Raw genomic sequence first — 25,653 nt, 5'->3', positions numbered from 1 at the left:
ATAAGAACGAAACACGTCTCGCAACACTAATTATGAGTTTTATTGGAAAAGGGCTGAACGAACTTTAATTGGGAACTTGACGACGCACTATGTTAAAATAGAAGAGTAAAAATAGGACGAGCGACAGGCGGGTGTAACGATGCACGGGAAAATTTTAGTGGTCGACGACGAACAGCCCATTGCAGATATATTGAAGTTCAACTTGGAGAAAGAAGGGCATCAGGTCATTTGCGCGTTTGACGGCGGCGAGGCGGTTCGCCTCGCATTCGAAGAGCAGCCGGACCTGATTTTACTTGATTTGATGCTGCCGGTGAAGGATGGCATGGACGTCTGCCGCGAAGTGCGCACGCGTCTGCATATGCCAATTATCATGCTGACAGCAAAGGATACCGAAATAGATAAGGTGCTGGGCCTTGAGCTTGGCGCCGATGATTACGTAACGAAGCCGTTCAGCACGCGAGAGCTGCTGGCCAGGGTCAAAGCCCATTTGCGCCGTCAGCAGAAAACCTCGGAAGCAGCGGCTTCTTCGCCTGACAACGCCGGCGACAACGGTCAAGGTGCCGCGGACGAGAAGCAGGGTCTTAAACTGTTCAACTTGTTCATTGATACCGATATGTATGTCGTCTATAAAGACGGCGAGCCGCTTGACTTGACCCACCGCGAATATGAGCTTGTCTATTACATGGCGCGCAACAGCGGCAAAGTAATGACGCGCGAGCATTTGCTGCAGGCGGTCTGGGGCTTTGAGTATTTCGGCGATGTGCGTACCGTGGATGTCACGATCCGCCGTCTTCGCGAGAAGATTGAAGATGATCCAAGCCGTCCGGAATATATTATGACCCGCCGCGGCCTTGGTTATATGATGCGCAATCCGAAGTCGGGAGGGCTCGGCTACGCATGAGCGGGCGGAGGTTTTTTCGCACCATTCAGGTTAAGCTTGTCATTATTTATCTCCTGCTCATTCTAGTTGCGATGCAGCTCATTGGCGTGTACTTCATCAGTACGGTGAAGGCGTCGTTGACCGACAACTTCACGACGAATCTGAAGGAGCAGGCGGATATTCTCTCGAAGCTGGCGGCAAAGGAGCTTTCCGAAAAGCCGAACAGCGATAGCGAGACAGATACGAGCAGCACGGAGGATTTAAGCCTTGTGGTCCGCAATTTGTTCAGCATAAGCGGGACAGAGGTGCAAGTGCTCGACGGCAGCGGGCGGGTTGTTGCGACCTCCCTGCAGGTGCCGGAATCGTACATCGGGAAGAAAAATACGTCTCTAGCGGTAAGCCGCGCGTTAACCGGCATCTCCGATAACGAAGAAGAGATTATCGACGAGAACGGCATCCGAAAAAAAATTATTGCCCTACCAGTCACGTATAACGATAACGATAAGGTTGTTGGCGCGGTCTATATGCTGGCGTCCATGGACAGCTTGTACGATACGGTGAACCGGGTTAACCAGATCTTTTTCTCTGGCACGCTTATCGCGCTTGGTCTAACCGGAATTCTAGGCATCCTGCTTGCCCATACGATTACGAGCCCGATTCAGGGACTGACGCGTCAGGCGGCAGCCGTGGCGGACGGAAAGTTTGATCTGCAGGTGCCGGTGCTTGGGGACGATGAGATAGGGCGGCTAAGCTTGGCCTTTAACGATATGACCATCCGGCTGAAGGAGGCACTCTCGGTTAACGAAGAGGAGAACGAGAAGCTCGCCTCCATTCTGTCGAATATGAGTGACGGCGTAATCGCGGCGGACGAGAACGGCAAAGTGATTGTCTGGAACCGCCGCTCGCAGGAGATGCTTGACGTGCGCACCTGCGAGGGCTGCAGTCTGCCTGAGCTGCTTGGCATGCCGGTACAGAAATACCGCGAGCTGCAGAACGGCCGGGAACAGACGGTCATATTGCCGCGCGGCGAAGAAGAAGCCGAAATGGATGACGAAGAGGGGGTTCTACGCGTCACCTTTACGCCGATTCACCGCCGCGACAAAGGGATTACGGGTACGATTGCCGTACTGCAGGATGTGACGGAGCAGGAAAAGCTCGAGCAGTCGCGCCGCCAATTCGTCGCGAACGTCTCGCATGAGCTGCGCACGCCGCTCACCACGATCAAGAGCTATGCGGAAGCGCTGAATGACGGGGCGCTGGATGAACGCGAGCTGTCCGAACGGTTCGTTGGCGTTATCCGTAACGAGACGGAGCGGATGATTCGCCTGGTTACGGACCTTCTGCATTTGTCGCGTCTTGACTCCAATCAGGCGCCGCTGCGGCGGCGGAAGACTAACATCCATGAAATGCTGGACGAAGTGACCGATCGCTTCTCCTTCCAGCTTCGCCAGAAGTCGATCCTGGCAACGATTATCGTGGACCGCGATCTCAAGTCGGCATGGCTTGACCGCGACCAGATTGACCAGGTTCTCGATAATTTAATATCGAACGCCATCAAATACACGCTTGAGGGCGGAGCAATCGAGTTAAGCGCCCATAAGCAGGATGCCGCTACGATTGCGATTAGCGTAAAGGATACGGGTATCGGTATTCCGAAGAAGGACTTATCCCGTATTTTCGACCGTTTTTACCGGGTCGACAAGGCTCGCTCGCGCAACATGGGCGGCACGGGACTTGGTTTATCGATTGCCCGGGAAATCGTTAAAGCGCATGGCGGCACAATCTCACTGAAGTCTGAGCTGAACGACGGCACGACGGTCACGTTTACGCTGCCGGCGCTGCAAGAGGAAGGTGAGACGGCATGATGGAGAAAGCGAAGACGCTCCTGCTCGTTATGCTTGTCGCGCTCAGCTTGATTCAATCGTACTTCCTCGCGTACAGTATGCCGGGTCTTGGCGCAACGGTGAAGACGGGGCAGGATTTATTTAATGCCGATCCCCTTGGCAAGAAAGCGAATGTGGAAAGCGTCATCTTTCCGGAGGAGATCGTCCTCCACTTCGGCGGCAATGAGCATACCGTGCTGTACCCGGGGACTACGTTCTACAATATGATTCTGAAGGACCGGATTCAGGGCCGCGAGTTCAAGGGTTTCCAGCGCAATCCGGCCAACGTGCTTAATTGGGATGAAGTAAGGAAGAACGATATCGGCGTTGAGCTGCGCTTCCAGAACGGCATCCCGGTAGAGCTTTTGAAGAAGCTGCTTAAGGTGCAGGGGGATTTGCTGTTCTTGGGCGAGACAATCGACCGGATCTGGATCTTTAAGGCGACCGACTCCGAGGAAGTCCGGACATTCTTCTTCAGCGCCGATGGGCAAAAGGTGTACGAGTCTACCCAGGCTGACCTTACCGTCCGCGACGTTCAGGATTACGTCGGCTTCGGCGAATATCAGCCGAAGTATCAGATGACCACCGATGGCATCTATCTACCGAAGCAGCCGATTCAATCGGTAGAGATGGTCTATCCTTACGAGACTTACTCTTCGGAGCTCATGCAGCAGAACCTGTTCTTCGACACGGCCACGACGAAGGCACTCTACGACCGAAGCGGCTCGCAGATTTTCACGGACGGCAAGAGAGGGCTTCAGATCGAGCAGAAGGGCAAGTGGATGATTTATACGAACCCTGCCGCCTCGCAGAGCGAGGAGAACCCGCTAAGCGAGAACGTTTTTGCTTCAATTGAATTTATTAACGATCACGGAGGATGGGACGGCGTACACCGTTTCGTTAATCCGGGAATAAATCTTGAAGGCAAAACGGGTAAATACGCGGAGTTCCAGCAATATGTCGATAACTATCCGGTGATTGAGAGCAAAGATTTCGAATACGGAAGCATGCGGCTTACGCTGCAGCAGGGAATCGTAACGGAGTACAGCCGATCTCTCATTACGCTTGCCAGCCGGTCGAAGACGAGGGAAGCCAGATGGCTGCCGGGCGGCGCCCAGCTGCGCAGCGCGCTGGATCATTATGACCGCCGTTCGGAGGTTGTCCGGCTGTTCCCGGCTCTTAAAGCGGAACCGCTTGAAAATAATGAATTAAAGTTTATTCCGATATGGGCGGTTCAGCTCGAAGACGGTACGCAGGAGGCACTCACCGAGGCGTATCCGACGGGCTTTGTTCCGCAGGAGATCAAGGATAGTTCGAGCTCCGCCCATGATTCGGGCGAAGGAACCGGCACGGATAAAGGCGGAAAGGAAGCCTCGGGACAGGAGACCGCATCCAAGGACGGCAATGATCTGTTCGGGGGCTCCGATCCGCTGCAAAATTCAATCGCGCCGGATAAAGAAAGCAAGTGATAAGCCGTAACGAACGGAGGCGAAAGATCAGGTGGATTGGGGCAGGGCCAAAAGCGTGCTTATTATTTCGTTTCTGCTGCTTAATGTTTTGCTCGGCTATCAGGTATGGTCGAACATCGGCGAGCAGCTGAACGCCAACAAGAATACAGCAGAGCTTCCGAGCGAGACCTACGCCTTCATGAAGCAGAAGGGGATTGAGCTGACCGCCAATCTGCCGGTCGAAACCCCGAAGCTGCGGGATTTAACGTATATGCTGCGCAGCGGCAACCTTGAGGGGCTGCCGGAGACAAAGCTTGCGACGCCGGTCGACAGCCGGATTATTTTCTCCGAGAAGGACCTCGTCAAGACGCTGGGCAGCCAGATTGTCGACTTGGACAAGTATAAGTTCGATCCGGCGATGACAAGAGACGGCGTCTACGTGCTGTACCGAATGGCGGATAACCGCCCCATGTTTGACGTAAAGTTGGAGCTCTATTACAGCAATCAGAAAATAACCGGCTTCCGCCAGGTACGGGTAGATCTAACGGGCCCGGGCGAAGCCAAGGAACAGACCGTATTGCCGGCTTCGAAAGCCATGGCGCCGTTTATAGAACGGAACCTGCCGGACGGAGCGGTCATTACCGACATCCAGCTTGGCTATCATGGCCAGATGTTTGATACGGAGACGCAGGTAGCGGCGCCTTATTACCGGGTGCTGCTGGAGGATGGAAACGAGTATTACATTCATGCGATTAACGGGGAAGTTGCGCAGGTGAAGGAAGAGGTACCGCTGGACCGCGTCAGGTAGTTTGGGAAGCGATGCGTTGCGGCGGACGGATAGAATTGGTTTTAGTGTTCATGGGAGCAGGGGAAAGGATAGAAGTAAAGCGATGGGACTTACGTTTACAGTACTGGGAAGCGGATCTACGGGCAATGCGACGATAGTAAGCAACGGGGATAAAATGGTGCTGGTGGATGCCGGCCTCAGCATGAAAAAAATAGAGGAGCTTATGCGCGAGCAAGGCGTTTCCGGCCATCAGCTGTCCGCGTTGTTCGTTACGCATGAGCATTCCGACCATATTAAAGGACTGGGCGCATTCGCCCGCAAATACGAACTGCCGATCTTTGCGAATGAAGGAACCTGGGGCGGGATGGAGCGTCACGTTGGCACTATAGATCCGGAGAAGCGGGTCATTATGGAGACGGGCGAATCGCTGAGGTTCGGCACGATGGAGGTCTGCTCCTACCCGATCTCGCATGACGCGGCGGAGCCGGTCGGCTATACGTTTGTCGATAACGGGGAAAAGCTGAGCCTTGCGACCGACCTTGGTTATATGAGCGACAAAGTGAAACAGGCAATTATCGATTCGGACGTGTTGGTGCTTGAATCCAATCACGATACGGAGATGCTTCGCATGGGCCGTTATCCGTGGAACATTAAACGCCGCATCCTTAGCGATGTCGGGCACTTATCGAATGTTGCCGCCGGAGAGGCATTATGCGAGCTGCTGACGGACCGGACGAAGCGGGTGTATCTGGCCCATCTCAGTCTGGACCATAACCTGATGGATCTGGCTATGCTGACCGTTCGGAACGTTATGGAGGATAACGGAATCTTCTTCAAGCAGAACGAGAATCCGCTGCGTCCGACTTATCATGACCGGCCTACGGCATGGGATGAAGTGAGGCGGAAATAAAAGACTCAAGCTGGTTATCCAGACTGTCCGCTTTAGCGGTCAGCTCTTCGCGGGTGATCAGACCCTTGTCCACAAGCAGCTCAAGCATAGCGCTGAGGGTAAGGACGGTGCGGTAATGGTCATCCTTCAGATCGGCCAATTTAGCTGCAATCTCTACTTGCTCCCATGGGGAGAATGGTTTTGTTTTCATAGATACGGTTCGCTCCTTTTTCGTTATGATGGAGGAGTGCGCAAGTGAATCTATTATTATTGTAGTCTAATCTTCCGAAAACATTCTTAGATTGTAAAAATAGTTTACGTTCGATTTTCAAAGGCAAGCATAAGCATCGAAAGGAGCGGTAACGATGGGAATATTTGATGACGATTTCTATTCGACCAAAGTATCAAGACGTGCTCGTTCCACTTCTTCGAAGGATGAATTTGCCTTCTCCAATAAAAAGGGAATGCGTAACTGGTCGAATGTCCGAATCGCATTTGTTGCTTCTTTCACCAGCGCGGTGGCAGCGGTATTGTTGTTTGTGCTTGTCTTTGGCGGCGGGGGCATCGGTCCGGGCTCGCATGCGGCAAGCGTATCGGCATCCGGAAGCACCTCGCTGGAGCAAAGAACCATTCAGGCTTCGGCCAAAGTTCGACCGGCGGTGGTCAGCGTTATTAATGAGCAGACGGTTCCTTATGGGCTTATTCCCGGTGACGGCACCCAGGGACAAGCAGGCAGCGGAGAAGAAGGACAGATTCAGGGTTCGAAGCAGGAGGTAGGCGTTGGCTCCGGCGTTATCTTCAAGCTGAAGGACGGCAAGGCCTACATTATTACGAATCATCATGTCATTGCAGGCGCCGAGTCGGTGAAGGTTATGCTCGTGAACGGCGAGAAGCGTGAAGCAAAGATCGTTGGCAGCGACCAGATTACGGATCTGGCGGTGCTGGAGATGGACGGCCAGGACATTAAGACGGTAGCGGAGATCGGCAAATCGTCAAAGCTGCAGCCAGCCGAATTCGTTCTTGCCATTGGAAATCCGCTTGGACTTGGCGATTCGCTGTCGATGGGGATTGTGAGCAAGACGCACCGGGTCGTCCCGGTATCCTTGAACGAGGATGGCGTGTATGACTGGCAGCAGGAAGTCATTCAGGTAAACGTCTCGATTAACGAAGGCAACAGCGGCGGTCCACTGATTGATATGGACGGCAAGGTTGTTGGCATTAACAGCATGAAGATTGCCGAGGTAGGCGTTGAGGGATTAGGCTTTGCGATTCCGATCGATAACGCTATGCCGATTATCGACAGCCTGATGGAGAAGGGTTATGTATCTCGCCCTTATCTTGGTGTCTATACGGTGGACCTGGAGCAGTATTTCGCGCAGAAGCAGCAGGAGGAGCAGGCGGCTGGCAGCGACGACAAGACCGATCAGGGTGCCGGAGCAGCCTCGGGAAGCGAGGAATCCGAGCTGCCTGAGCTGAATCTTCCCGATGAAGTATTTAATGGAGTTATCGTGCTGGAGGCCGTAGGTCCCGCGAAGGACGCAGGCATGAAGCTGAATGACGTGATCGTGAAGCTGGATGATAAGAGTATAAGCAGCACCTTGGAGCTTCGGCAATATTTATACCAAAAGAAGCATATTGGCGATGAGATTAAAGTGACCTTTTACCGTGACGGCAAGCTGAAGACGGCATCGTTCAAGCTGGCGGAGAAGACGAAGGATGAATAAAGCGTAAGGAAGCTGTGCTGACGGGAAACTGTCGGCGCGGCTTTTTTTGTGCGTTTGTGTGCGATACCTCGACTAAAGTCTAACCCGTGAGCCATCCTCTGGAAGGTTTCTGGCAAATCTCCGCTGGCGTAAACTATAATCAAGAAGCAAGAGCAGAGAGGGAGAGAAATCAACCATGAATAGACGATGGGTTAGAAATACGATAGGAGTGGTCCTTGTGGCGATCGGAATAATGGCGTTGTTGCAATATCAATTCGGCGGAGTGAAGAGCAAAGAATATGCCCATACCTTACAGCTGGAAGATAAAATGCAGGAGCTTAGCCTTACATCCGACAGCCTTGGACTTGAAGTCGATTTTGTTCCAAGCACGGACGGAAGCAACTCGATTCATGTGGAAGGCAAAGCAAAGCCGGAGGTTATCGACCAGATTAAGAACGCAAGAGTCGAGAACGGAAAGCTTGATCTTCGGATGAAAGAAAAATGGCATTTTAACTTCTTTGACTTCTCGGGCTGGAACGAAAAGCAGGTCGTAACCGTGTCGCTGACCGAAGAAGCCATGTCGTCTCTTGAATCTTTAAAGGTAAAAAGCGATTCCGGTTCGGTGAGGGTTGATGGCGCAAAAGCGGCTGACAGCCAGGTGGAGACGGATTCGGGAAGCATCCGGCTTGGCAGCTTCGAGGGCGGCACGCTGTCGCTGAAGGCCGATTCCGGCAGTATTAAGCTGGAAAGCTTCAAAGGCAGCAGCTTAACGATCAAGTCGGATTCGGGAAGCATTCATGCGGGAACGGTTGCTGCAGAGCTAAAAGCTTCGTCCGATTCCGGCAGCATTACGATTGATCATCTGAACGGCAAGGCTGTCGTACGTTCCGATTCCGGCAGTATCCGCATGGTGAAAGACGATACAACCGGCGCGGACGTGAAGAGCGACTCCGGCAGCGTGAGAATCGAAATTCCTTCCTCGTACGGCGGCATGTTTGATCTGGATTCGGATTCCGGTTCCATTCATAAACCGGATCAGCAAGGGACTTCGGGAGAAGTCATCAAGGTTCGTACGGACAGCGGCAGTATTCGAATCAGCCAACCATAAATACAAAGCCGCACGGTTGCGTGAATGCCCGTGCGGCTTTGTATTTTGCGGTTAGCTGCCACGCGGAGCATAGAGCATAATGGCAACGCCGATGATGCAGACAGCGGCTCCAATCCAGTCGTAGAGATCGGGTGCCTTTTTATCGATGAGCCATCCCCAGAGAACGGCCAGAATGATAAAGACTCCTCCATAAGCAGCATAGACGCGGCCAAAAGAGGGGAAATTTTGTAGGGTGGGTATGACGCCGTAAGCAATCAGGATGATGCCGCCTACGATGCCGTACCAGAGCGGCTTTGCTTCCCGCAGCCATAACCAGAGCAAATAACCGCCGCCAATCTCGGCCAGTCCGGCAATCACGAACAGAACAATAGCAATAAACACGGGATAGACTCCTTCTTCAAATTGACTTGTAATCATTATAGCGGGATGGTGGGCGGAAGGAAATGAAAGGGAGAATCGGCCGGATTACTTCACATCGGCAGGCATGTTTGCTATGCTAGCTGTATAATAAACAACTTTGAAGAGGAAGCGAAATTCGAATGTATTGTGTGTGCAAGCAGCATGTAGAGCTGGCGATTGATAAATTTGTGGACGAGTACGAGGATGCGCCGGATATCGTCGATTTGAAGGAAACGGAATTTGCGGATTGGGATCCGCCCCGCAGCTGCGATCTTTGCGGGGAAGCAGCGGCCGAGTTTTTGGTGGTGTAGAAAGAGGAATGACTTTGAGGCGCTTGCCGCATGGGTGCGGGGCGCTTTTTTCATAAGGCAGGGTTGGCCTGTACAGGGGGATGCCCTATGAAGAAATGGATGCTTGCATGCCTCCTGTTGCTTCAAGGATGCGATAGCGGAGGCGGAGGCGGCCGTCATATTCAAGAAGAGGAGAGTGTAAGCGTAATGGGAACGATGGATGAACAGCTGCTTCAAGCCTCGAAGGATGGACATGCGGATAAAGTCCGCCAACTGATTCAAAACGGCGCAAACCTGGACGTTCAGGATGCCAAGGGACGTACTCCTCTCATGATTGCAACCTACAATAAGGATTTTGCGGTGGCAGAGGTGCTGACTGAAGCGGGAGCGGATGTGAATTTACGGGACGGCATGCTGAACTCGCCATTCTTGTATGCCGGGGCAGAAGGGTATTTGGACATTCTGCGGCTTACGATTGATGCCGGAGCGGATACGAAGATAACGAACCGTTACGGAGGCATTGCCATTATCCCGGCCTCGGAGCATGGTTATGTTGAGGTTGTTCGGGAGTTGCTTGAGCGAACGGATACGAATGTGAATCATGTCAATAATCTGGGTTGGACGGCATTGCTCGAAGCTATTATTCTAAATAACGGTAATGAGCGGCAGGTAGAAACGGTAAAGCTGCTGATCGAGCATGGGGCGGATGTCAATCTATCCGATAACGACGACGTTACGCCGCTGCAGCATGCCCGCAAGAGAGGGTTTAAAGAAATCGAGCAGCTGCTGGTTAATGCCGGAGCGAAGTAGTGCAAAGAGTTCCACGTGGAACGTAAGTGCGGCTTGAATGGAGACCATTGGAATCGCAGCGTGGGAATTTGAGCATTTTTTTACGGTATGCTAGAGGGAATAGGTATACCAATATACATAAGGGATGAACATTCATGCATATACAGATTGCTTCGGTTGGCAAGCTTAAGGAAAAATATTTGGTGCAGGGCATCGCGGAATATGCCAAGCGGCTCGGGCCGTACGTGAGGCTGACGCTCACGGAAGTGCCCGACGAGAAGGCGCCGGAGACGATGAGTCCGGCGGAGGAAGCGCAAGTACGCGAGCGGGAGGGGGAACGGCTTCTGGCGCAGCTGAAGCCGGACGCCCATGTTGTCGCGCTCGCGATTGGCGGCGAGCTCTGGTCCAGCGAGGATCTCGCGGACCAGCTCGATAAGCTGGCCACGTATGGGCGGAGCCACGTGGCTTTTGTCATTGGCGGGAGCACGGGGCTCGCTCCCGCGGTGCTGCAGCGCGCCCAGCAGAAGCTCAGCTTCGGGCGCATGACGCTGCCGCACCAGCTGATGCGGCTGGTGCTGATCGAGCAGATCTACCGCGCGGTGAAGATTAACCGCGGGGAACCGTACCATAAGTGACGGCGAATATTTTATCTGTGAATTCTTGCGAGGATTGGAACTTGAAATAGCTGCTACCCGAGGAGGCTTTCATGTGAATTTAGAAAGCGAAAGAATTTATTTGCGAAAACTTGAAGAATTAGATGCACCGATCATGTTAGCTAATACAATGGATGAAGAAATACGTTATATGACAGGTACAAAACCTAACTTTACTTTAGAACAAATTCAAACTCATATAAATAATATTAATAATGACCCTTCTCGCTACGATTTTGCTATTTGTTTAAAAGATGGTGACCAAATGATTGGTGAATTATCTATTTCTGATATTGATGAAGAAAATAAAAAAGCAGGATTTAGAATCACAATGAATTCAATTAAATTAACAGGAAAAGGTTATGGAACTGAAGCTATAAAAATTGTATTACGATTTGTTTTTGAAGAACTAAAATTAAATCGATTAGAATTAGAAGTATTTAGTCATAATCTTCGGGGAATAAGAGCATATGAAAAAGTAGGTTTTATAAAAGAAGGCGTTTTACGTGAATCTTTATATTATGACGGAACTTATTCTGATGAAATTATCATGGCAATTATTAAAAAAGATTATAAGAAAATGTAGTGTTTACTCCGGAACCCAAACGGATACCAAAGTGAAATTGATTGCTTTAAATAAGCCATTAATTTGTTTTTGATCACATTTGAACGAAATACTTAGATTTCGCCGTTACAGTGATACGGGGAGCCATATCATAAGTAGGGAAAAATTATTATGGCTATTAAAATGCAATTAATTGAATTTTTGCCTTGAAAATGCGGAAAGGAGATCAACCGTGGGCAGAAAGCAATCCTATACGGAGTCGGAACTACTGGATCTTACAAAAAAGCTGGTGCTTGAGCATGGGTATGACGGGTTTCATCTTAAATTGCTTTCGCAGCATTTGCCCGGTGCCAGGAGCACCATTTATCAGTATTATGCCAACAAGGAAGAAATTGTGGCAGCCTGTATGAAGCGCGTCATTATGAGCATCATCGAGAAGGCGTCAGCTATCGATGAGACGAACTCCATGGCAGCTCTTCAGGAGCTGCTCGACATTTATGTAGAAGAGTCCAAGCTTCATCAATTGTTAGGCGATGCTCACAAGATCAATACATCAAATTCTATTGCGGCAAGTCATGATCTAGATGTTGTCGAAAAGGCGCATGAAACGCTAAAAGTTCAGCTAATGCGTATTTTCCAAAGAGCGCAGCAAGAGCAAAATCTCAGAGAAGACATTCCACTCCCTGTACTGATCGGTGGATTTTTCAACCTCATTAACACCCCTAATATGATAAACGTACCTACTCCCCAATGGAGCAAGCTATTGTTTCAAATGTGGATAGGAGGAGCACAGAGGTAGCATGCTCCTATATTTAATTTGACACATGTGTCGCTTATAATGTTTAATAGATGAAGGCAGCAGCAACGCAAGGCTTACATCAAAATTGACACATGTGTCATAAATTAAAGGCGAGGAGCGGGAAAGCATGTTTTTAGCTATAAAGGAATTAATGCATAGCAAGATGAAATTTTCGATGATCGTCATTATCTTTGTTTTGGTTGCTTGGTTAGTGTTCATCCTATCGGGACTTGGTAATGGGCTATCGACGCTTGCGGCATCAGCATTTCAGAACATGAAGGCAGACTATGTCGTTTTTGAACAAGGATCGCAGTCAAGCATGGGCAAATCGCTGTTATCTGACGAATTGGCGGCGCAAGCGGAGAAGCTGCCTAATGTAACGGCCGCATCCCCAATGGGAAGCACGATGGCTACCGCTTTGAAAGACAATAGCAAAAAGAACGAAGACAAAGTCGATATCGCGATATTGGGAATTCTCCCCGGGAGCTTCCTAGAGCCGGCTGTAATCGAAGGCGAAGGGCTGTCTGAGGCGAATCCAACAGGAGTTATCGTGAACAAAACGATGAAGGATGAAGGTTTTAAGCTCGGGGATACCTTTCAACTAGATGGATCCACGCAGGCATTGACGATTATCGGATTTGTTGAGAACCAGACCTATAACCATCTCTCAGCCGTGTTTGTTCCCATGCCCGAATGGCGGAAGATTACGTTCGCCGCGCCGGGGTCGGATAAAGGGATAGCGGGCCCGGTTAACGCAATCATGCTGCAGGGCAAGGATATAGATCCTTCTATTATCAACAGCAAGCTTTCCGATATCGATACCGTGACGCGCGGTGCGGCGATTCACGGCATGCCGGGGTATAAGGAAGAGAACGGCTCCATTATGATGATGCTGGGCTTTTTGCTGGCCATATCCGCATTTGTGCTTGGCGTCTTCTTCTATGTCATTACCATGCAGAAGACCAATCAATTCGGGATTATGAAAGCCATCGGCGCAAGAAACGGTTTTCTCAGCAAAGCCATTGTCTCGCAGGTTGTTATTCTAACGTTGGCGAGTATCGTTATCGGGGTTGTGCTCACATATGCAACAGCTGCAATAATGCCGAAGGGAATGCCTTTCAAGTTAGAGACGAACCTCGTTATCGAGTACTCTGTCATTCTTCTCGTCATAGCAATGCTCAGTTCACTGGTCTCGGTGCGAAAAATAACCCAAATTGATCCGCTTAAGGCGCTTGGGAGGGCAGAATAATGAAAGAAGGACTGCAAATTAGCAACGTTACGAAGTATTATGCCGAGGGAAGCAACCGGATATCCGCGCTTGAAGGAGTATCTATTTCGGTGGAGCCAGGGGAGCTTGTTGCTGTCGTAGGACCTTCCGGGTCGGGCAAAAGCACGTTTCTATCAATCGCAGGTGCACTTCTGAAAGCCTCAGAGGGGGAAGTAAGCTTGAATGGGCATCTTCTGTCCAAGCTTTCGGATAAACAACTTTCAAACGTGAGATTAAGGGAAATCGGTTTTATTATGCAGTCGTCCAATCTGGTTCCCTATTTGAACGTGCTTGACCAATTGCTCTTAGTCAAGAAGATGTCGGGAAGGGTTAGAGCGGAGGATCGGGCAACAGCCGTTCAGTTGCTTAAAGAATTGGGTTTGGGCTCGAAGCTCAAGAGCTTCCCGGAGGAACTGTCAGGCGGCGAGAAGCAGCGTACGGCTATTGCGCGAGCTCTAATAAACAATCCCAACGTCATCTTGGCGGATGAACCTACGGCTAGTCTGGATACCAAGCGTGCCCATGAGGTGGTTAGTCTGATTGCGAACGAGGTAAAGTCGCGTCGGAAAGCAGCCATTATGGTGACGCATGACGAACGGATGCTCGAATATTGCAATAAAGTGTACCGGATGGAAGATGGCAGATTGTTGCTAGCGGGGACGATAAGATTAGAGGCAACGCATGTATGAGTTCTTTCTTTTTCTTCATCTGACAGCAATTTCGATCTGGCTTGGATCCGTATTAACTATTGCCATCATGCTGTTGACCATGAGACAACAGATAGCGAATCGCGATATAAAAAGCTTGGCTCAGAAGGCCATCCGTACTTTTAATCGGATCATGTATCCAAGCTCGTTTCTTGTGTTGGTTAGCGGCATTGTCATGATTGTTAAACTGGGGAAAGATTCGGCTAGACCATTCTGGCTTGAATACATGCAGGATGCAGGTGCTATGACTATACTTGTATCCATTATCCTTTCCGGCATCTGGGGCAAGAAAGTGATAAAACGGATAAATCAGGGCAATGACAAGCATGCAGAATCCAGTATATCGAAATTTTCATCGGGACTTCTGGTCAGCTTACTATTTATTCTTTCCGTCGTATTCATGGCTGCGTTTAAGTTTAACTAGAAGCATATATTACAGAAGGAGATGTTAAAAAGATGATTGTCATAACAAACAGAATTAAAGTGGTAAAAGGAATGGGCACTGCAATGGCGCCGAACTTCACAGCATCAGACGCCTTAGATTCGACGAAGGGGCTTGTCAAAGTAGAGGTTCTACTAACCCAGAACTTATCTGATTACGATGAGCTAAGTGTAAATATGTATTGGGAGTCGATGGAGCATTTCACGGCGTGGAAAGCCAGCGATAGCTTTAGAGCCGCACATAAACGTCCGGAGTCTGGGGCGGAAACTTCGTCCAAGCAATCTCCGATTATCGGAAGCGAACTGATTACGTATGAGGTTGCATCGTTGAAAGAAATGCAGTAACAAATAATCACGGTTTGATGATCGATCAACCTAAGCTTTCGTAAGGAAGGCCATCCTGAGAGGGATGGCCTTTTTAACTTACTCTTGATCGTTTAGGGCGATAGGTCTTTTGGAAAGTTTTTGCCGATAAAGGGAAGAATGTCGATAGACCCTTATTGGATTGAATTATGCGCAAGATGTTGGGCAACGCAATATTTGGTTAGGAGAGATAAAGTTTGAAATCTTTTCGTCGTCATTGGTGGAAATGGCTAATCGTAGTTTTATTCTTACTAATCGTTTTGATTTATTGGTATATACGGCCTTATAAGCCTTCAGAAGCAGCATTGGAAGCACTGAAAAGCGATAAAGATGTTACCGTTAGTGAAGAAAATCAATGGATTCTATTTGAACCGAAAAATCCTGTGCAGCCAAGTATGATTTACTATCCTGGGGCATTAGTAAAGCCTGAAAGTTACGCGACATATGCACATGCCTTCGCTCATGCTGGTCATCGGACATACATTGTTAAAATGCCTCTGAACCTTGCATTTCTCGGAAGTAATCGCGCAGCATCCATCCTAGCTAAGAAGCATAACGATGAAACGTTCGTTATTGGTGGTCATTCCCTTGGGGGAGTTATGGCCTCTCGCTTCGCTGCAGCCCATGCATCAGAGTTGTCCGGTGTATTCTTTCTTGCTTCATATCCCGATTCTAAAGGAAGCTTGGTTTCAGCGAATTTGCCTGTTATCTCACTCATTGGTTCGAATGACGGAGAAGTCAAACCTGATACTTATTCTAAAGCAAAGAGCTATCTACCCAATACAACGGAATATCATACGATTCAGGGAGGAAATCACTCTCAGTTCGGGAGCTACGGTTTTCAAAAAGGCGATAAAGCAGCTAACATTTCGGCTAAAGAGCAGTTGGACGAAACGATTCAATTGTTGCTTAATTGGGAAGTGGCCACAGTAAACAAAGGGCGAGAAGCAGCGTACCGCTATCGCGTGGGCTTTCATGAACAATCCTAACGTCATCTTGGCGGATGACCCACGACTAGCCTGGATACCAAGCGTCCCCATGAGGTGATCAGTATAATTGCAAATGAAGAGAAATGGCGTCGGAAAGCAGCCTCTACGTGATCGGTCAATAAAGCTGATAACAGCGGGTTTTACCAAGGGCACTCTAACGAGTGTCCTTGTTTTATTTTAAATAAAATCTAACGTTTGTTGACTGAGGTCTCATGTTTTTAGTCTGGAACTAAGCAGGCGGTTTTCTATAAAATGACATCAAATAGATGGATCAGCACGGTTTAATGAATGCGCTTACCAAGGGCTTGAGCTAAAGCGTGTACATGCTGAATGCAAACAAACGTAAGGAGTGGCGAACATGGACATGAAGAGCGGGCGAAAACGCTTGCGGACACGCTGGCGCACACAGGATACGGAACTGACGTTTCTGGCCTTACCAACAACCATCTGGTATATCTTGTTTTGTTTCTTGCCAATGTTCGGCCTTATTATTGCCTTTAAAGATTTCAAGATCCACGGCGGTTTTTTGAGCAACGTCATCAATAGCGATTGGACCGGCTTCAAAAACTTCGAGTTCCTGTTCAAGTCGAATGACGCCTGGGTCGTGATTCGCAATACGCTGGGCTACAATCTGATTTTCATCGTGCTGAGCATTGCGGTACCCGTAACGTTGGCACTGATGATCGGTCAACTGCATAGCGGCAAGGCCGGGAAAATCTATCAAACGTTGATGTTCTTGCCGTATTTCCTCTCTTGGGTCGTGGTTTCCGCCATTGTATGGGCGTTTCTAAGCTTCGATAAAGGGATCGCCAATCAATTCCTGTCCGTCCTCGGCAACGATCCGGTGAACTGGTATATGGAGCCGAAGTATTGGCCGTACTTCCTGGTATTCATGAACGTATGGAAAGGTCTTGGCTACGGTATGGTGGTCTACTTGGCGACTATTGCCGGGATCGACAGTACGTATTACGAGGCTGCCGTCATTGACGGAGCATCCAAGTGGCAGCAAGCGCGCTACCTTACGCTCCCGCTTATGAAGCTGGTTATTGTGATGATGTTCATCTTGGCCGTAGGCCGCATCTTCTACACCGACTTCGGCTTGTTCTTCCAAGTGCCGCGAGATTCCAACTCGTTGTTTAATGTAGCGACCACGATTGACGTTCTTGTGTATAAGCAGCTCAAGTCCGCAACGCTCGGCATGGCATCGGCTTCTGCATTCTTGCAATCCGTGATGGGCTGCGTGACCATTCTGATTGCCAACTGGGTTGTTCGACTCGTAGACCGAGAGAGCGCAATGATGTAAAGGGGGAAGCGGGAATGTCATCAAGAGCGAAATTCGACACGGGTCTGGACAAGTTCAACCGGATCCGAACCGGCACGAACGTGGTTTTCCATCTGATTTTTATCGTATTGGCGCTGCTTTGCCTTATACCCGTCCTTGTGGTGTTGTCCATATCGCTGACCAGCGAGGATTCCATTCGCAGCAGCGGCTATCATCTTTTCCCGACGGCTTTCTCCGGAGATGCTTATCGCTATATCGCGCAGCAAGGGACGATGATCACGAAGGCGCTCGGCATTTCCGTGCTTGTTACCGCCCTCGGTACCGTGATTGGCGTGATGCTTACAACGTCGATGGGCTACGTCCTTTCCCGGCCGAATTACAAGCTGAAAGGGCTTTTGACTTGGATCGTATTCATTCCGATGGTGTTCAACGGAGGCTTGGTGTCCAGCTATTATATCAATTCGAATATGCTGGGCCTCAAAGATACGGTGTGGGCACTCATTTTGCCGCTGGCCGTCTCCTCCTTCAACGTCATCATTTGCAAGACTTTCTTCCGAAGCACGATTCCGGACGCGCTAATTGAATCCGCCGAGATCGACGGCTCGAGCCAATTGCGCATTTACTTCTCGATCGTGCTGCCAATCTCGCTGCCGGTCCTGGCGACCATTGGATTGTTCCTCTGCTTCGCCTATTGGAACGATTGGTTCCAATCCATGCTGTACATCGATAACCAGAACTTGTACTCGCTGCAGGCGCTCTTGAACAGCTTGATGACCAACGTGGACGCCCTGGCGAAAAATGCTTCCAGCATGGGCATCAGTTATGCGGAGCTTGTCGCAACCATGCCCAAGGAATCCGCACGCATGGCCGTTGCCATTGTCATCGTGGTTCCCGTGGCCGTTGCTTACCCGTTCTTCCAGAAATATTTTATTTCCGGTCTGACGGTAGGCGCCGTGAAAGGTTAACTCGAAATAAACTCGGATTCGTCCGGTTTATGATATCCACCGCGCAACGGTGGGAATGAAGAGGGCTATATCAAAGGGAGGAAATGTACATGAAAAGGACGAAGAAAAAATGGCTTGCAATAAGTGCCGTGGCACTTTTGACAACCGCTCTTGCAGGCTGCGGCAACTCGAACTCCAATTCCAATTCCGATTCAAGCACCAGTAAGCCTTCGAACACCAACGCGACGGCAAGCGCGCAGACGGAAACGAGCAAGCCCGCTGATTCAGGCGATGTGCCTACGCTGGTATGGTGGACGATTGGCGGACAGACTCCAGCCAACTTCGATAAAGCGATTGCCGCGATGAACGATTACACGGCCGAGAAGATCGGCGTGAAGATCGACATTAAGGTAGCAAGCTGGGGCGACTGGGATACGAAGATCAATACCATCGTGAATACAGGCGAACCATTCGACATCATGTTTACGAATAACTCCAAGTATAGCCAGCAAGTGACGATGGGCGCGTTCGCCGACCTGACCGACCTGGTGCAAAGCGAATCGCCCGATCTCTACAAGCTGATTCCTCAGAAGGTATGGGATGGAACGAAGATCGGAGGAAAAATCTACTCCGTGCCGACGTATAAAGACTCGTCTTTAACCCAATATTGGGTGTTCGACGATAAGTACGTGCAGAAATACGGCATCGACACGGCTGGCATCAAGACGTTGAAAGACCTCGACAAACCGTTCCACGATATGAAGGCAGGCGAGGGCAAAAGCTTCTATCCGCTGTCGCTCACCCAAGGCGATGGATTTAACGGATTCTTCAACGGCTATGACGATATGACGCTTGGTCTGCCGCCGATTGGCGTGAAGGTCGACGATGCTTCCCGCAAGGTCGTCTCCGTGCTGGAGCAGCCGGACATCATGGAGGGACTCAAGCAGCTGCACCAATGGTACCAAGACGGCATCATCAATCCGGACGCACCGACGAAAACGGAAGCGGACAAAGCCCGTCCGTTCTTCGCGGCGCAGGCATTCCCGGGTGCGGAAGCGAGCTGGCAGATTACGGAGGGTGTCGAGAAATACGACATGTTCCAGATCTTTGGACCGATTTATACGACAAGTACGATCCAAGGCTCCCTGAACGCGATTTCGGCCAACTCGAAATATAAAAAAGAAGCTTTGAAATATCTGCAGCTGGTCAATACGGATCCGAAGCTGCGCAATATGTTGGCCTTCGGCGAGCTGGGCGTCGATTACGACAACGTGGATGGCGAGAAAGTGATTGAGCGCAAGTCCGATACATGGCCGCTTGCCGCTTATACGCAAGGGACGTTCTTCGATCTGGCCGTAACGAAAGGCGCTCCGGTAGATCAGTGGGAGCAAGTTCGCAAGCTGAACGATCAAGCGACTTCCTCCACGAACTTGGGGTTTGCGCTGGACATCAGCAAGCTGAGCACCGAAGTGGCCAATACGAAAGCCGTATGGGACAAATACCGGTATGAGCTGCTGACAGGCGCTTCCGATCCGGAGAAGATGGTGCCGAAGATTGTATCTGAACTAAAGGCTGCTGGCATGGATACGATTATGAAGGCCGCCCAAGAGCAAGTCGATACGTATTTCAAATAAGTCTTTTATCTCATCAACATCCAGAAAACCCGAACGGAGATCGCCGTTCGGGTTTTCTGGCACGAAATTTAGGATTGCTTTTATCGATAACAACGTTATATGTTTGAGCAGTGGGGTAGGGCAAAAGCCTATTGCAAAGGAGACGCCGCATGCGTTCATTTATGCAAATCAAGATCTATCGCGGCAAGTTCATTGCATATGCGGTATTTGTGGTGTTCATCGGCCTGGCGCTCGGCGTGCTCACCTGCGCGGTACTGCTGGACCAATGGGTGGGGAATTCCAGGAACGAGGCCACCGGAGCGTTCTCTCGGGTGGAAAACAGCCTCCAGTACGATGCCGACCGCATCGAAGCGTTTATGCAGCGAGTGTACTCCAACAGCGGGCTGGTGTCCGACATTCGCAGTTTTTTGGGAAATAACGCGGAAGGCTACTTGACGAGCAGACTGCAGGGCAGCCAATATAACCGGCCGCTCGTTTCCTTTCCCGACGATATGAAGTCTTTCTTAAGCAACGGGGGAAAGGGAGACATCACGCAAATCAGCCTGCATACGGAACGAGAGGGCAACGTGGTGAGCTTCGACAATAACGGCAATACGAGTTATCTATTCCGTCTGCCGAGCTCCGATGAAACGTTCCGCGAGACCATCCAAAAAGGATTCGTCTATCACAAAAAGCTGTCGGATCCGAACCAAATCTCCCGCCAGTTGGGTGAATTCCGATTTCTGGTCAGCAGTGAGCGGATTTTTAAAACGGTGCAAAATTACCATTTGGATGAGGCCGCGGCAGTCAGCGATTCCGGAGACGTGTACCTGATCGCCGGTAACGGCCGCAGCTCGGAGGAGCTGATCCACCGGATCGTGGCGGATGGCCGCACGCATGGGTTTTTATCGACGGGATTCCTGGACCGTGCCTATTTTGTGTCGTTCCATTCCAACGAGTTCGATTATCGGTTCGTCAGCGCCGTGGATTTGGGCTCGCTGATTCGTCAAAAGGCAAGCGTACTGCTTATCGTGTTTCTTATCGTACTCACCGCGATGATCTGCGTTCTGCTGCTCATCGTGTACAATCTGCGCGAGGACGCAAACTTCCTGCGGCGGATTATCGTGTCCATCGGACGCGTGAAAACGGCGGATTTTACGCCGGTTAACCCGGCCCGCTACCGAAGGAACGAATACGGCATGATCGCCCGGGAATTGGACGATATGATCCGTCAGCTCGACCGGCATATCCGTACCAATTATCTGCTAAAACTCAAGCAGCAGGAGACTGAAATGAAAGCGCTTCAGCATCAGATTAATCCTCACTTTTTGTACAATACGCTTGAGGTGATACGTTCTTCTGCCCTGGTGAACAGCGCCGACCATACATCCGACGCCATTGCCACCTTGGGTGCCCTGTACCGCGATATCGTAAAAAACGAAAATATTATTTCGCTTGGCAGCGAGCTGAACTTGCTTCAAAAATACTTAAAAATTATGGAGTTCAAGTATCCGGACCGATTCTATTATCAATTTAATGTGGAGCCCGCATTAGTTTCTTTGCCCACGGTAAAATTCTGGATGCAGCCGTTGGCGGAAAACTTTTTTATTCATGGCTTTCATCCTGAGAACGAGTTCAACCTGCTTATTGTAAACGGCTGGGAAGAAGAGGCACGCTTCGTGCTGGAGATCGTGGACAACGGGAACCGGATTTCCGGGGAGCACTTGGCCCAAATTAGGCAAAAGCTCTCCAGAGGCGACGACGCCTCGGTGGACAGCATTGGTCTGCGTAACGTTTATACCCGGCTGCGCTTTTTCTATGGGAAAGGCTTCACCATGACGATCGACAATAACGAGGAAGCCGGCGTTAAAATAACCGTAATCCTATCCAAGGAGGCGACTAACGATGTACAAGCTGCTGATCGTGGATGACGAGCCGCAGATTTTGGAAGGAATGAAGCGAACGCTGGATTGGGAGAAATACGGCTTTGGCCGCATCGAGACGAGCGAAACGTATGAGGGCGCGATTTCGAAGGCCGTGGAAATTTTGCCGGATTTGGCGATTTTCGATGTATGCATCGGCAAGCAGCGCGGTTATGACGCCATCCACAAGCTCAACGAGCTGCGCCTTCCCTCCAAATATATCATTATGAGCGGCTATGGCGAGTTCCAGTATGCGCTGGAGGCGATTCGCTGCGGGGCCAAGGACTACCTGCTCAAACCCGTCGATCGTTCGAAGCTGCAGCAGCTGGTCGAGAAGATTATCGTCGAAGATCTGAACGGTAAGCTGGCCGATACGGATCGCAGCGACCTGGATATAGACCCGGTACTCGGCGTACGTTATGACAGCTTGTCCAAGCTGACTAATCGCATTCTGCTCATCGTCAAGGCGGAGTATGCCCAGAACCTCAGCTTGAAGTCGGTTGCGGAACGTTTTCGCATGAACGGAACGTACCTCGGGCAGCTTTTCCTCAAAGAGACGAAAAAGAAGTTCTCGGAATATTTAATGGCTTACCGAATGCTTCGCGCCAAGGAGCGCATACAGTGCACGGACGAGAAAATTATCAGCATCGCGCTTTCTGTCGGATATCCCAACCTGAACTATTTCTATTCTCATTTCCATGCTTATTTCGGCAAATCGCCTTCGGATTTGCGGAGAAAGGAATAACGATGCCATGCGGGAACAACGGAAATGGAGTCGTCTCCTTGCATCCTTCGTGCTCGTCATCATGTTGACGCTGCCTATATCCGGCTGCTTCTCTGCATCCGGCAACGAAGAGAATGCCGAAGTAGCGGGCAATACGGTCAATTTGATCTATTACACGATCGGCGATCCGGACAAGGACCTTAAGATGGTCAACGACAAGATCAATGAGATCTTAGCCAAGAAAATCGGCGTTACCATTACGTATATCAAAGTGGGTTGGCAAGAGTACGAGGAGCGTCTGAATACCCTCGTGTCGGCAGGAACACCCTTTGACATCGCTTTTGCGCCGGAGTACGCCAATTACGCGCAGCGGGGCGCTTGGCTGAGGCTGAACGACTATCTGTCGAAAGTCGGAAAGGATATGTATGATGCAATCGACCCTATTTTCTGGCAAGGCGTACGGATGGATGACGGCGGTATCTACGGCGTGCCGACCAATAAAGAATTAGCCGTGCGCGACCAGTGGATGTACCCGGATGCGCTAGTGAAGAAGTACCGTATCGATATCTCGAAGTACACAACGCTGGCTTCCCTCGAACCGCTGTTAAGGATGATCAAGGAGAAGGAACCGGCTTATATACCGATGGAGCTCGATAAGGAATCTCAAAACTTCTTCGCCTTGGACGGCTACGAATACGTATCGGAAAAGACGCTTCCGCTCATGAGGAATGTCCTGGATCCCGATTCTCCGGTCGTGAATATTTTCGAAACCGACGAAGCCCGGAAAGTACTGGACCTGCTTCGGCGCTACTATGTGGAGGGTTATATCAATGAGGATGCGGCCATGCGGGAAACCGAAGGACTGAAGCGGGGCGCGCTGGTCTTCTGGAAAGCTGCGGGGGGAGGACCGCTGGCGGAAAATAGCTGGAGCAAGGATCGCGGTTACAAGCTGGTGGCTTACCCTGTAACCCCGGCATTGATCACGACGGAATCCATTCGAGGGGGAATCATGGCGGTCAGCGCGGAAACGAAGCATCCCGTCGAGGCCGTAAAGTTTCTCAATCTGTTGAACACGGACCCCGAGGTGCGCAATCTGTTCAATTTCGGAATCGAGGGCGTACACTACATCTTGGATCGCAACGGCCAAGTGGTGCCCATTCCGCCCAAGGACAAGAACGGCAATCCAATCCCGGACGCGCAGCCAAGCTATGGAGGCGTGCAGTACACCCAAGGCAATTGGTTCATCTTGAAGACCATGGGCGGAGAATATCCGGATCCCTTGGACAAATGGAATCAATTCCGCGCCAGCAACAAGGAAGCGGTTGTATCGAGTACGCTGGGCTTTACTCCGGATTTGTCACGGATGCCCATCCAGATGCAGAACATCCAGATGGTCTGGGAGAAATACTTTCCCAGCCTGATGACGGGCAGCGTGGATGTCGCTTCGGTGCTGCCGAAGTTTAACGAGGAGCTTCGGCAGGCGGGCATCGACGAGGTAAGGTCCGAGGTGCAAAAGCAGCTTGACGCCTGGCGTGCCGCCCATTCGTGATCCGCATGCCCTTCCTGCATTAACGGAAACAATGTAAAATAAAGGTGCTTGTGCTCCGTGTACGATTGAAAATAATAGAAAAGAGGACTGCATCGATATGTTGGAAATCTCTGTTATGACTTTCAATTTACGCTATCCGGAAATGCAAGACGGCCCCGATTATTGGCCGGAGCGAATGGACCGGGCAATTGCCGTTATTCAGAAGCATCACCCTTTGCTTATCGGTACTCAGGAAGGCTATCATTCGATGATCAAAGATTTGGAGACTCATTTAAATGAATACGCTTGGATCGGCCGAAGCCGGTTCGGAGAGCACGAGAATGAGCACAATGCCATTTTTTATAACCGTGAAGAGTTAGCCATTGAAGAGCACGGGCAGTTTTGGCTGTCGGAGACACCCGAGTCGGAGGCATCGGTTAGTTGGAACAGCTCCTTTCCGAGAATTTGTACATGGGCGCGTTTCCTTCATCGGAGCTCCGGTAAATCCTTCTATCTTTACAACACCCATCTGGATCATCATAGCCAAGAAGCGAAAGACCGCGGGATTCAAGTCATTGGGGCGTACATGGCTAAACAACGCGCTTTGAATGGACTCCCGGCTTTGCTTACAGGAGATTTCAACTCGTATCCGGGTGAGTTCCCAATTCGTTTCTTGCGCGGCGAGCTTGAGATTGACGGCAAAAAAAACGGTTTAACGGACGCGTACTCCCGAATTGCGGAAAATCCCGGCCTGACATTCCATAGCTTTAACGGAGGAGACTCCGGAGAGCCGATCGACTATATTTTTGCTACCGCCGATATTGAATTCTTGTCAGTGGAGGTCGACCGCTCCCAAGTAAACGGAAGATATCCATCCGATCATTATCCGGTTGTGGCGGCAGTCCGATTTTAGAAAAGATCTGCAGATCGGAATACTTTTACGATGCAAGTAAGTTTCGCTCAGAGTATTCCAGTGGGCAAACAGGTCAGGAAATGATAATAATCACATAAGATCTAAATTGAAGCAAAGGAGCTGACAGCGTCAGCTCCTTTATCATTTTCCGCCGATTACCCCGAGAGGCAGGGTGAGGGACGGTTCGTTCTGGGTGAAGATGCCGCGCTGCCTGTTCTTGCGAGTGTCTTCGGGTTAGGGCATCGGTCCGGCATGGGCTCCCCATCCGGCCTATTCGCGTGTGACGCCGATGCTAAGAGGCATGTTAGTTTCTGGTTTTAACAGCTAGCCCACTAAATGATATTGGTCCTACCACATCTACTCTTGTATTTGCAGTGCGGTTTTCTGCTGTGACTGTATACGCATGAGTACCTGCTTTGACATTTCTATCTTCAGCTTGGAAAGTGACGATATAATTTTGCTCTGAACCCGTAGATTCGATACCCTGCAGCGTGTTGAAGATTTCTTTATTACCGCGGAAGACTCTAAAGAGAATTTGCCCAATGCCTGTGACACCTCTAACACCAACGGATGCTACCAAATCTACCCGGTTCGGTTGAGAATTTCTTGGAATCCGAATGGGAATCGTTGCGATGCCAGATTTTTGCGGGGAACTCAGAATAGTAAACGACTTGGCGAGGTTAAAGCGACGAAGCGGCTGGACGGCTGCTTTATCAAGAATTCGTACCATAATATCAACTCCTCTTATTTAATGCTTCAATCTATGA

General features: G+C 50.3%; 27 protein-coding genes and 1 pseudogene. 25 read left to right on the top strand and 3 right to left on the bottom strand.

Annotated elements, in window-relative coordinates; all coding sequences use genetic code 11:
- Positions 1-139: 139 nt before the first annotated feature.
- The 5 genes from yycF (at position 140) to WFJ73_RS28130 (ending at position 5,908) form a co-directional block, all read left to right on the top strand.
- Positions 140-901 (top strand): response regulator YycF, encoded by a 762-nt coding sequence (yycF, locus tag WFJ73_RS28150; RefSeq protein WP_336776249.1) that lies wholly within the window; start codon positions 140-142, stop codon positions 899-901.
- On the top strand, positions 898-2,745 hold the full coding sequence (walK, locus tag WFJ73_RS28145) for a cell wall metabolism sensor histidine kinase WalK (RefSeq protein WP_336776248.1): 1,848 nt from the start codon (positions 898-900) through the stop codon (positions 2,743-2,745). Before yycF ends, walK begins: the two co-directional genes overlap by 4 nt.
- A complete protein-coding gene (locus tag WFJ73_RS28140; RefSeq protein ID WP_336776247.1) occupies positions 2,742-4,232 on the top strand; it encodes a YycH family regulatory protein in 1,491 nt (496 codons plus the stop codon). The genes walK and WFJ73_RS28140 overlap by 4 nt, the downstream gene beginning before the upstream one ends.
- A gap of 31 nt (positions 4,233-4,263) precedes the next feature.
- A complete protein-coding gene (gene yycI / locus WFJ73_RS28135; RefSeq protein WP_336776246.1) occupies positions 4,264-5,019 on the top strand; it encodes a two-component system regulatory protein YycI in 756 nt (251 codons plus the stop codon).
- Between the two features lie 82 nt (positions 5,020-5,101).
- The gene (locus WFJ73_RS28130) at positions 5,102-5,908 is read left to right on the top strand and encodes an MBL fold metallo-hydrolase (protein WP_336776245.1); all 807 of its coding nucleotides are present in this window, start codon (positions 5,102-5,104) and stop codon (positions 5,906-5,908) included.
- On the opposite strand, the gene WFJ73_RS28125 is transcribed toward WFJ73_RS28130, so the two are convergent.
- Positions 5,877-6,098 (bottom strand): hypothetical protein, encoded by a 222-nt coding sequence (locus WFJ73_RS28125; RefSeq protein ID WP_116394526.1) that lies wholly within the window; start codon positions 6,096-6,098, stop codon positions 5,877-5,879. The genes WFJ73_RS28130 and WFJ73_RS28125 overlap by 32 nt on opposite strands.
- A gap of 154 nt (positions 6,099-6,252) precedes the next feature.
- On the opposite strand from WFJ73_RS28125, the gene WFJ73_RS28120 reads away from it, so the two are divergent.
- On the top strand, positions 6,253-7,611 hold the full coding sequence (locus WFJ73_RS28120) for a S1C family serine protease (protein WP_336776244.1): 1,359 nt from the start codon (positions 6,253-6,255) through the stop codon (positions 7,609-7,611).
- A 175-nt stretch (positions 7,612-7,786) separates the two neighbouring features.
- The gene (locus WFJ73_RS28115; RefSeq protein WP_336776243.1) at positions 7,787-8,698 is read left to right on the top strand and encodes a DUF4097 family beta strand repeat-containing protein; all 912 of its coding nucleotides are present in this window, start codon (positions 7,787-7,789) and stop codon (positions 8,696-8,698) included.
- Positions 8,699-8,749: 51 nt separating this feature from the next.
- Here the strand turns inward: WFJ73_RS28115 and WFJ73_RS28110 are convergent, their stop codons facing one another.
- Positions 8,750-9,079 (bottom strand): YnfA family protein, encoded by a 330-nt coding sequence (locus WFJ73_RS28110; protein ID WP_336776242.1) that lies wholly within the window; start codon positions 9,077-9,079, stop codon positions 8,750-8,752.
- Between the two features lie 158 nt (positions 9,080-9,237).
- Here WFJ73_RS28110 and WFJ73_RS28105 point away from each other — a divergent pair, with 158 nt between their 5' ends.
- The 18 genes and pseudogenes from WFJ73_RS28105 (at position 9,238) to WFJ73_RS28025 (ending at position 24,886) form a co-directional block, all read left to right on the top strand.
- Positions 9,238-9,408, top strand: coding sequence for a CxxH/CxxC protein (locus tag WFJ73_RS28105; RefSeq protein ID WP_015847785.1), 171 nt, complete (start codon positions 9,238-9,240; stop codon positions 9,406-9,408).
- A gap of 87 nt (positions 9,409-9,495) precedes the next feature.
- Entirely contained in the window at positions 9,496-10,197 is a 702-nt protein-coding gene (locus tag WFJ73_RS28100) for an ankyrin repeat domain-containing protein (RefSeq protein WP_336776241.1), read from the top strand.
- Positions 10,198-10,331: 134 nt separating this feature from the next.
- Positions 10,332-10,811: a 23S rRNA (pseudouridine(1915)-N(3))-methyltransferase RlmH gene (gene rlmH / locus WFJ73_RS28095; RefSeq protein ID WP_336776240.1), complete on the top strand. Its 480-nt coding sequence runs from the start codon at positions 10,332-10,334 to the stop codon at positions 10,809-10,811.
- A 73-nt stretch (positions 10,812-10,884) separates the two neighbouring features.
- A complete protein-coding gene (locus tag WFJ73_RS28090; protein WP_336776239.1) occupies positions 10,885-11,415 on the top strand; it encodes a GNAT family N-acetyltransferase in 531 nt (176 codons plus the stop codon).
- Positions 11,416-11,626: 211 nt separating this feature from the next.
- Entirely contained in the window at positions 11,627-12,193 is a 567-nt protein-coding gene (locus WFJ73_RS28085) for a TetR/AcrR family transcriptional regulator (RefSeq protein ID WP_336776238.1), read from the top strand.
- Positions 12,194-12,320: 127 nt separating this feature from the next.
- Positions 12,321-13,442 carry an ABC transporter permease gene (locus WFJ73_RS28080; protein ID WP_336776237.1) on the top strand — a complete coding sequence of 374 codons (1,122 nt, stop codon included), beginning with the start codon at positions 12,321-12,323 and terminating at the stop codon, positions 13,440-13,442.
- A complete protein-coding gene (locus WFJ73_RS28075) occupies positions 13,442-14,149 on the top strand; it encodes an ABC transporter ATP-binding protein (RefSeq protein ID WP_336776236.1) in 708 nt (235 codons plus the stop codon). Before WFJ73_RS28080 ends, WFJ73_RS28075 begins: the two co-directional genes overlap by 1 nt.
- Entirely contained in the window at positions 14,142-14,591 is a 450-nt protein-coding gene (locus tag WFJ73_RS28070; RefSeq protein WP_336776235.1) for a hypothetical protein, read from the top strand. Before WFJ73_RS28075 ends, WFJ73_RS28070 begins: the two co-directional genes overlap by 8 nt.
- Before the next feature lie 32 nt (positions 14,592-14,623).
- Positions 14,624-14,953: a heme oxygenase gene (locus WFJ73_RS28065; RefSeq protein WP_336776234.1), complete on the top strand. Its 330-nt coding sequence runs from the start codon at positions 14,624-14,626 to the stop codon at positions 14,951-14,953.
- Between the two features lie 215 nt (positions 14,954-15,168).
- Positions 15,169-15,960, top strand: coding sequence for an alpha/beta hydrolase (locus WFJ73_RS28060; RefSeq protein WP_336776233.1), 792 nt, complete (start codon positions 15,169-15,171; stop codon positions 15,958-15,960).
- Positions 15,911-16,062 (top strand): annotated as a pseudogene (locus WFJ73_RS33490) (hemin ABC transporter ATP-binding protein); the annotation flags it as partial. The gene WFJ73_RS28060 and the pseudogene WFJ73_RS33490, both read left to right, overlap by 50 nt.
- A 256-nt stretch (positions 16,063-16,318) precedes the next feature.
- The gene (locus tag WFJ73_RS28055) at positions 16,319-17,263 is read left to right on the top strand and encodes an ABC transporter permease (RefSeq protein ID WP_336776232.1); all 945 of its coding nucleotides are present in this window, start codon (positions 16,319-16,321) and stop codon (positions 17,261-17,263) included.
- A gap of 14 nt (positions 17,264-17,277) precedes the next feature.
- A complete protein-coding gene (locus WFJ73_RS28050) occupies positions 17,278-18,207 on the top strand; it encodes a carbohydrate ABC transporter permease (RefSeq protein WP_336776231.1) in 930 nt (309 codons plus the stop codon).
- Positions 18,208-18,296: 89 nt separating this feature from the next.
- On the top strand, positions 18,297-19,820 hold the full coding sequence (locus WFJ73_RS28045; protein ID WP_336776230.1) for an ABC transporter substrate-binding protein: 1,524 nt from the start codon (positions 18,297-18,299) through the stop codon (positions 19,818-19,820).
- 149 nt (positions 19,821-19,969) lie between these two features.
- Complete coding sequence (locus WFJ73_RS28040) at positions 19,970-21,730, top strand: sensor histidine kinase (protein WP_336776229.1); 1,761 nt, start codon at positions 19,970-19,972, stop codon at positions 21,728-21,730.
- Positions 21,705-22,466, top strand: coding sequence for a response regulator transcription factor (locus WFJ73_RS28035; RefSeq protein ID WP_336776228.1), 762 nt, complete (start codon positions 21,705-21,707; stop codon positions 22,464-22,466). The genes WFJ73_RS28040 and WFJ73_RS28035 overlap by 26 nt, the downstream gene beginning before the upstream one ends.
- A 7-nt stretch (positions 22,467-22,473) precedes the next feature.
- The gene (locus WFJ73_RS28030) at positions 22,474-23,994 is read left to right on the top strand and encodes an ABC transporter substrate-binding protein (RefSeq protein ID WP_336776227.1); all 1,521 of its coding nucleotides are present in this window, start codon (positions 22,474-22,476) and stop codon (positions 23,992-23,994) included.
- Between the two features lie 115 nt (positions 23,995-24,109).
- A complete protein-coding gene (locus WFJ73_RS28025; RefSeq protein WP_336776226.1) occupies positions 24,110-24,886 on the top strand; it encodes an endonuclease/exonuclease/phosphatase family protein in 777 nt (258 codons plus the stop codon).
- A gap of 304 nt (positions 24,887-25,190) precedes the next feature.
- Here the strand turns inward: WFJ73_RS28025 and WFJ73_RS28020 are convergent, their stop codons facing one another.
- Positions 25,191-25,616 carry an exosporium protein C gene (locus WFJ73_RS28020; RefSeq protein ID WP_336776225.1) on the bottom strand — a complete coding sequence of 142 codons (426 nt, stop codon included), beginning with the start codon at positions 25,614-25,616 and terminating at the stop codon, positions 25,191-25,193.
- Between the last annotated feature and the right edge of the window lie 37 nt (positions 25,617-25,653).

This window comes from Paenibacillus sp. MMO-58 (genome assembly GCF_037146255.1).
Classification (GTDB): domain Bacteria; phylum Bacillota; class Bacilli; order Paenibacillales; family Paenibacillaceae; genus Pristimantibacillus.
This window is presented reverse-complemented; position numbering and strand designations above follow the sequence as displayed.